This is a genomic window from Kitasatospora sp. NPDC059408 (genome assembly GCF_042751525.1).
GTDB lineage: Bacteria > Actinomycetota > Actinomycetes > Streptomycetales > Streptomycetaceae > Kitasatospora.
Genome location: NZ_JBHYWI010000163.1, coordinates 1 through 7,236 on the forward strand (window position 1 = coordinate 1; position 7,236 = coordinate 7,236).

The 7,236-nt window shown below is 70.0% G+C and carries 6 protein-coding genes and 1 rRNA gene; all 7 read right to left on the reverse strand.

The window, feature by feature from the left end:
- Positions 1-72 precede the first annotated feature (72 nt).
- On the reverse strand, positions 73-615 hold the full coding sequence (locus tag ACFXDE_RS43445) for an FHA domain-containing protein (protein WP_380448594.1): 543 nt from the start codon (positions 613-615) through the stop codon (positions 73-75).
- A gap of 559 nt (positions 616-1,174) precedes the next feature.
- Complete coding sequence (locus ACFXDE_RS43450) at positions 1,175-2,206, reverse strand: DUF881 domain-containing protein (protein WP_380499741.1); 1,032 nt, start codon at positions 2,204-2,206, stop codon at positions 1,175-1,177.
- Positions 2,207-2,288: 82 nt separating this feature from the next.
- Positions 2,289-2,621, reverse strand: coding sequence for a small basic family protein (locus tag ACFXDE_RS43455; RefSeq protein WP_266273207.1), 333 nt, complete (start codon positions 2,619-2,621; stop codon positions 2,289-2,291).
- A complete protein-coding gene (locus ACFXDE_RS43460) occupies positions 2,618-3,679 on the reverse strand; it encodes a DUF881 domain-containing protein (RefSeq protein ID WP_380499742.1) in 1,062 nt (353 codons plus the stop codon). The genes ACFXDE_RS43455 and ACFXDE_RS43460 overlap by 4 nt, the downstream gene beginning before the upstream one ends.
- A 145-nt stretch (positions 3,680-3,824) precedes the next feature.
- Positions 3,825-6,320, reverse strand: coding sequence for a sugar phosphate nucleotidyltransferase (locus ACFXDE_RS43465; RefSeq protein WP_380448588.1), 2,496 nt, complete (start codon positions 6,318-6,320; stop codon positions 3,825-3,827).
- Positions 6,321-6,444: 124 nt separating this feature from the next.
- Complete coding sequence (locus ACFXDE_RS43470; RefSeq protein ID WP_380448586.1) at positions 6,445-7,065, reverse strand: CDP-alcohol phosphatidyltransferase family protein; 621 nt, start codon at positions 7,063-7,065, stop codon at positions 6,445-6,447.
- A gap of 96 nt (positions 7,066-7,161) precedes the next feature.
- Positions 7,162-7,236 (reverse strand): 5S ribosomal RNA (gene rrf / locus ACFXDE_RS43475); the annotation flags it as partial.

The following is a 7,236-nucleotide window of genomic DNA, read 5'->3' on the forward strand; positions in this document are numbered from 1 at the left end:
GCGCGGCCGTGGCCGCCCCGAGAGATGAATCTTATGTATTCGCTCACACTGTGTATCCTGCCGACGTTGGGTTCAGTACCCCCGGTTGTGACCGGCGAAGAAGACCAGCCGGTACTTCCCGATCTGCACCTCGTCGCCGTTGTTCAGCGGCACCTCGTCGATCCGTTCCCGGTTGACGTAGGTGCCGTTGAGGCTGCCCACGTCCGCGACGCTGAAGCCGGCCGGCGTGCGGCGGAACTCCACGTGCCGCCGCGAGACCGTCACGTCGTCCAGGAAGATGTCGCCCTGCGGGTGGCGGCCCGCGGTGGTGACGTCGGAGTCCAGCAGGAACCGGCTGCCCGAGTTCGGGCCGCGCTGCACGATCAGCAGCGCCGAGCCCGGCGGCAGCGCGTCGATCGCCGCCAGCACCTCGGCCGAAAGGGCCGGCGTGGTGCCGGTGCCGGTCGTGGTGTTCGGGTCGTAGGACTCCAGGCCGGAGATCGAGATGGTCGACGTGGTCTCCGCCGGCCCCTCGGGCAGCGCGCCACCGCGCAGCGCCGTGCCGCAGTTGGAACAGAACCGGGCCGCGGCCGGGTTCTGGTTGCCGCACCGCGGGCACGGAGTGGGGCCAGCCATGTTCACAGCCTCCTGGCGCGGCACACCCGACGGGTTGTGCCCGGCGTACGGGTCCGGGGCAAACCCTCCACCAGAGGTTGAGGGTCCTGACGCGAAACCTATGCGCGGGTCGCCGGAGGGGTCAACCGACGCGCCGTAGCCCGCCGGATTCCCCGCGTACTGGGCGCCGCCGTCGCGGTACAGCTGCCGCTCCGCGTACTCCGCCGCCTCGGGGGCGGGACGCATGCCGGGCACGGCCGGCTCGTCGTCGGACCGGCGGTGACGCGCGGTCGGCGCCTCGACGGCCGCGTCGCGGCCCTTGTTACGACCGAACAACTTAGAGAAGAAACTCACGGGCGAATCCCCTTGCGTGTGACAGACCCGCCCGCGGGGCAGGGTGAGAACCTCGGACAGGCTGCGGGCCCGGTCGCGGATCGAGCCGGCTGGAGTGGTACTCCGACGGTTGGTGCGGCGGTTCTTGCTCCGTTGCGTGCTGGTATGAACCAGTCTCGCCCACGCCACGACGGCGCCCCGCACCGGGTGCCGCCCGCACGTGACGGGCCGTTCGCCAGGCGCCCCGTCACTTCGAAGCCGGCTTGGCGTACTGCGGCGTCCTCAAGTCGACGATCGCGTCGACGACGACCTTCTGCGGAGTGGTGATCGTCGCCCGTGCCTGGTGGCTCTCCAGCGTGCGGACGACACCTCCCGGGATGTTCAGCGCGGGCGTCAGGTCCTGCGGGTTCCCCACGACCGTGAAGCGGTACGGCTGCGAGACCTTCTTGCCGTCGATCTGCACACCGCCGCCCGTCACGTCCGTGAAGTTGGTGTTGACCACCACGCGAACATCGTTGATCTGAATCGCCTCCGCCCCCGCCGCCCGGAGTTCCTGCAGGGTGTCCAGCAGCATATCTGCCTTCACCTGCCCTTGGGGATCATCGACAGTGAGTACGATGCCCGGACCTGTGGCTTTGACGGTGCCGGCGAGCACGCCGAGCTCCGTCTCCTTCTTCCTGGTCTGCTCCTGGGCCTCCTTGGCCTGGTTGGAGCTGTTCTCCAACTTGCCCAAGGACTGTTCAAGCTCCGCCTTCTCCTGCTGGAGACGCTGCTGACGGCTGTCCAGTTCGTCGAGGATCCGAACCAGGTCCTCCTGACGGGCGCCGCGCAGCTGGTTGTGGTGGTCGTTGGTCGAGCGCACCTGGATCGCCAGCGCCAGGCCGAGCGAGAAGAGCAGCAGCGCCACCACGAGCTGCCCGCGGGACAGCCGCGGCGGCCACATCGCGGCCTTCAGGCGCCGCCGCCCGGCGCTCCGGTCGGCCGTCTCGGCAACGGGCCCGGCCGGCTCGGACTCCGGCTCCGGCTCCGGCTCGGCCGCGGACTCGACCGAAGCCTTCGCGGCCGCTTCCGCGACGGGCTCGGGAGCCTGCTCCGGTTCCTGCTTCGCCTCGGGCTCCGACGCCTCCCCAACAGGCGCCTCCTCGACAGGTGCCTCCTCGACGGGCGCCGCCTCACGCTCGACCTCGGACGGCCCGGCGACGGCCGCCCCGGCCTCCTGCGCGACCGGCTCCTGCGCGACGGCCTTCTCCTCGGCCTGCTTCTTCTCGGCCGGCTTCACGTCGGCCGCCTTCTCCTCGGCGGCCGCCGCGACACCGCCGACGCGCTCCTCGTTCTCCTCCGCCGCCGGGCCGCGGCCCGGCTCAGGCACGGAAGACATGACGCCGGATCGCCGCCGCGTTGGAGAAGATGCGGATGCCGAGGACGACGACCACACCCGTGGACAGCTGTGAGCCGACGCCCAGCTGGTCGCCGAGGAAGACGATCAGCGCCGCGACGACCACGTTCGACAGGAACGACACGATGAACACCTTGTCGTCGAAGATCCCGTCCAGCATCGCCCGCACACCGCCGAACACCGCGTCGAGCGCCGCCACCACCGCGATCGGCAGGTACGGCACGACGGCGTCCGGCACCTCGGGCTGGACGAAGAGCCCGACGACCACCCCGATCACGAGACCCAGTACGGCAATCACGGTCTAGCTGCTCCTGTCGCTGTCGTGGTCTTCGTGGTCCCGCCCGTCGGGCGCCGTTTCGAGCTCGGACTCGCACCGGCGGCGGACGGTGAAACGGACGCGCTCGGGCTCTCGGAGGTTCCGCCCGTGGCCGACGGAGTCGGGCTCGGGCTCGGCGCGGCCGACGGCGTCGCCGTCGGCGAGGGTTCGGGGGTCACCGGCTGCGCCGTCCGCAGCGTCACGCCCACCGCCGCCGGCAGCGTCATGCTCTTCTGCGTCGAGAGCGTCGACTTGATCCCGTACTTCTCCTGGAGCAGCCGCAGGTACTCCCCGGCCATGTCCTTCTCGAAGGCGCCGAGGAGCTTCGGCCCGTCCCCGATCGCCTGGACGGTGTACGGCGGCACCAGCGGCCGGTTGTCCACCAGCACGGCCTCGCCCGCGGCCCGGATCGCCGACAGCGCCGTCAGCCGCTGCCCGTTGATCGAGACGGCCTCCGCGCCGTTCCCCCAGAGCCCGTTCACGACGAGCTGGAGGTCGCGGTCCCGCAGCCGGCCGCTGTTGGAGAAGCCCTGCCCGGCCCGCGGGTCCACATTGCCCCCGCTGCCCGTCCCGGCGGCGTCCTCCAGCACGAGCTTCATGCCCGGCCCGGTGACCTCGCCCAGCCCCACGAGGCCGGTCAGCGAGTCCGCGCCGTCGTCGCCCGCGGGGAGCGCCTGGCGCTGCGCGCTGTCCACCTTCTGCCGGAGGTCCTGGACCTGCTGCTGGAGGTGGTCGGCGGCGGTGTTGCTGTCGTTGACCCGGTGGATCAGCGCGTCCCGCTCCTTGGCGAGCGTCGGCTCCGCCTCGTGCGCGTTCACCGCGCCGATCGTCAGCACCGTCCCCACCAGCGCCAGCCCCGCGCCCAGCGTGACCAGCCCCCGGAGCGTCACGGGTATCCGGCTGTCGCGGTCACCGCCCCGCGCCGCGGCCGCTTCCGCGTAGCCCTCGTCGAGGCTGTGGTCCATCACGCTGGTCAGCAGGGACATCGAGGCGTCCGGACGGTTGTACCGCCCGTTGCTGGCACTCGGCGTCGCTGGCATGCGGACCATCGTCCCATGTCGGCGAAGGCCCTCGTGCACAGCCCCTGACCTGCGCACACGACATAGAGGAGCGGACCACCCCAAACATCGCGAAACGGACAGCGGGGGCGTGCGAACCATCCGCACGCCCCCGCTGTGGCATCGCCTAACGCCCGGCGCCGTCGACCACCGCCGCCCACTCGTCGAGCAGCGCCTCGGTGGCCTCGTCGTTCGGGCCCTCCGCCCACAGGTGGGTGACGGCCTCCGCCGGGTCCGGCAGCACCAGCGTCCAGCGCCCGTCCGCCTCGACCACGCGCACGCCGTCCGTCGTGTCCAGCCGCCGGCTGCCCGCGGCCTCGACGACCGAGCGCATCACCATGCCCTTGGCCGCCCACGGGGTCGCGATGTCCCGCCGCCGGATGTGCGCCTGCGGGATCCGCGCGTCGATCTGGCTCAGGGTGAGCTGCGTCCGCGCCACCAGCCCGACCAGCCGGACGAACGCCGCGGCACCGTCCAGCACGCCGCTGAACTCCGGCACGACGAACCCGCCGCGCCCGTCCCCGCCGAACACCGTGCCCTCGGCCGACGCCGCCTTCGCGAGGTCGTCCGGCGTCGTCGTGGTCCAGATGACCTGGGTGCCGTGGTACGCGGCCACCTGCTCCGCGATCCGGGTCGTCGTCACGGGCAGCGCCACCTGCCCGCTGCGCCGCTCGGCGGCGACCAGGTCCAGCAGCACCAGCAGCGCCCGGTCGTCGTCGATCACGCGCCCCAGCTCGTCGACGAACGCGACGCGCTCGCCGACCGGGTCGAAGCGGACCCCGAACGCCGCCCGGGACGACGCCACCAGCTCGCCGAGCCTGGCCAGCCCGGCCCGCCGCGTCTCCGCGTCCTCCGTCGGCCGCGCCTCGTCGAGCCCGCCGGAGACGGTGAGGGCCTCGACCCCGAGCCGGCCGAGGATGCTCGGCAGGACGAGCCCCGCACTTCCGTGCGCGGTGTCCACGACCACCTTCAGCCCGGCCTCCCTGACCCCCGTCGTGTCGACGGCCCGCAGCAGGTTGCCCGCGTAGGAGTCGAAGACACTGGACGGGAAGGTCAGGTCCCCGATCTCACCGGGGAACGCCCGCCGGAACTCCTGGCGCGCGTAGACGCGGTCCAGCTTGCGCTGTCCGGCCTGGGAGAGGTCGGCCCCGCGCTCGTCGAAGAAGAGGATGTCCAGCGAGTCCGGCACCCCGGGCGTGGTCCGCAGGAAGATCCCGCCCGCACTCCCGCGCGCCGTGTGCTGCCGGGCGACCGGCATGGGCACGTTCTCCAGGTCACGGACGTCGATCGCGGACGTCTGGAGCGCCGAGATCATCGCCCGTTTGAGCGCACGCGCACCACGCGAGTGGTCACGCGCAATGGTGACGGTGGCCCCCTTCTTCAGGGTCGTGGCGTAGGCGCCGGCCAGCCGGACGGCGAGCTCCGGGGTGATCTCGACGTTGAGGATCCCCGACACGCCGCGCACGCCGAACAGGTGCTCCTGCCCGCGGGACTCCCAGATGACCGAGGTGTTGACGACGGCGCCGGCCTCGATCGTCTTGAACGGATAGACCCGGACGTTGGCCCCGATGATCGACTCCTCGCCGATCAGGCACTCGTCCCCGATCACCGAGCCGTCCTCGATCCGCGCGGCCCGCATCACGTCCGTGTTCTTGCCGACCACACAGCCGCGGAGGTTGCTCTGCGGCCCGATGTAAACGTTGTCGTGGACGACGGCGCGGTGCAGGAAGGCGCCCCGTTTCACGACCACGTTGCTGCCGAGCACGGTGTGCTCGCGGATCTCGACGCCGGCCTCGACCTTGGCGTAGTCCCCGATGTAGAGCGGTCCGCGCAGCACCGCCTCCGGGTCCACCTCGGCACCCTCGGCCACCCACACGCCCGGCGAGATCTCGAACCCGTCGATCTCGACATCGACCTTGCCCTCCAGGACGTCCGCCTGGGCCTTGCCGTAGCTCTCGTGCGTGCCCACGTCCTCCCAGTAACCCTCGGCAACGTATCCGTAGACCCGCTTGCCCTCCTTCAGCAGCTGCGGGAACACGTCGCTCGACCAGTCCACGGACTCCCCCGCGGCGACGTAGTCGAAGACCTCTGGCTCCATCACGTAGATACCGGTGTTCACCGTGTCCGAGAAGACCTGCCCCCAGGTGGGCTTCTCCAGGAAGCGCTCGACCCGTCCGTCGTCGTCGGTGATCGTGATACCGAACTCCAGCGGATTGGGCACCCTCGTGAGACAGACGGTGACCAGAGCGTCCTTGCTCCGGTGAAAGTCGATCAATTCGGAGAGGTTGAAGTCGGTCAGCGCGTCACCGGAGATCACCAGAAAGGAGTCGTCCTTCAACGCGTCCTCGGCGTTCTTCACACTCCCCGCAGTGCCGAGTGGCGTCTCCTCGTGGGCATAGGTGAGGTGCATGCCCAGTTCCTCACCGTCACCGAAGTAGTTCTTGACCAGTGACGCCAGGAACTGCACGGTGACGACGGTGTCGGAGAGGCCGTGCCGCTTCAGCAGCCGAAGCACGTGCTCCATGATCGGCCTATTGGCCACCGGAAGCAGCGGTTTCGGCATGCTGGAGGTCATCGGGCGGAGTCGGGTGCCTTCGCCCCCTGCCATTACAACGGCTTTCATTACGGGTGCGTCCTCCTTCGCGGTGCTGGACCTGCAGGCCCATCAAACCGTTCCAGAGGGTCATCTACCCGGAAGGCATCGTCCGACGCACCGGGGCGCCGTGGCACTTCTCTCAGATCACGTCTCAGACTGTGGACGCGGAGCCCTTCGCGCTCGCCCGCACGATCTGCCGCGCCTGAACGGCGTAGAGAATACCGGCCCACCAGTACAGCGCCGTCCCCCACCAGATGAAGGCCCAGCTCACCACCTCGGCCGGCCGCGCGATCCAGCTGTCGCCGTTACCGAGGAGGAGGAGCGGAAACGCGTACATCAGATTGAAGGTCGCGGCCTTCCCCAGGAAACTCACCTGGAGCGGCCCGTATCCGTGCCGGTTGAGAATGGGCAGGAGCGCGGCGATAAAGACCTCACGGGCCAGCAGGATGCCCGTCACCCACAGCGGCAGAATCCCACGCCACGTCAAACCGACCAGGGTGGACAGCACATAGAGCCGGTCCGCCAGCGGATCGAGCAACTGCCCCACCCGGCTGACCTGCCCCCACCGCCGGGCGAGCTTTCCGTCCAGGTAGTCACTGACCCCGCTCAGCGCCAGGATGAGCAGCGCCCAGAGGTCGTTGTTCGGCCCGCCGAACTTCGGCCAGAGAATGAGCCAGAGGAAGAGCGGAACACCCACCAGCCGGCCCATGCTCAGCAAGTTGGGGATGGTGAGGACGCGATCGGTCTGGACCCGCGTCTCCTGGACCTCCACCCGGGGGCCTCCTGTACCGTGCGATGACAATGCACAATGACCTTACAACAGAGAAGCCCCCGACCGGTTACCGGCGGGGGCTTCTCTTGAATGATTGTTCGGCGGCGTCCTACTCTCCCACAGGGTCCCCCCTGCAGTACCATCGGCGCTGTGAGGCTTAGCTTCCGGGTT

Bases quoted from the DNA above. Each gene is read 5' to 3' on its own strand.
- ACFXDE_RS43445 (WP_380448594.1), bottom strand. From the start codon at position 615: ATGGCTGGCCCCACTCCGTGCCCGCGGTGCGGCAACCAGAACCCGGCC.
- ACFXDE_RS43460 (WP_380499742.1), bottom strand. From the start codon at position 3,679: ATGCCAGCGACGCCGAGTGCCAGCAACGGGCGGTACAACCGTCCGGAC.
- ACFXDE_RS43465 (WP_380448588.1), bottom strand. From the start codon at position 6,320: ATGAAAGCCGTTGTAATGGCAGGGGGCGAAGGCACCCGACTCCGCCCG.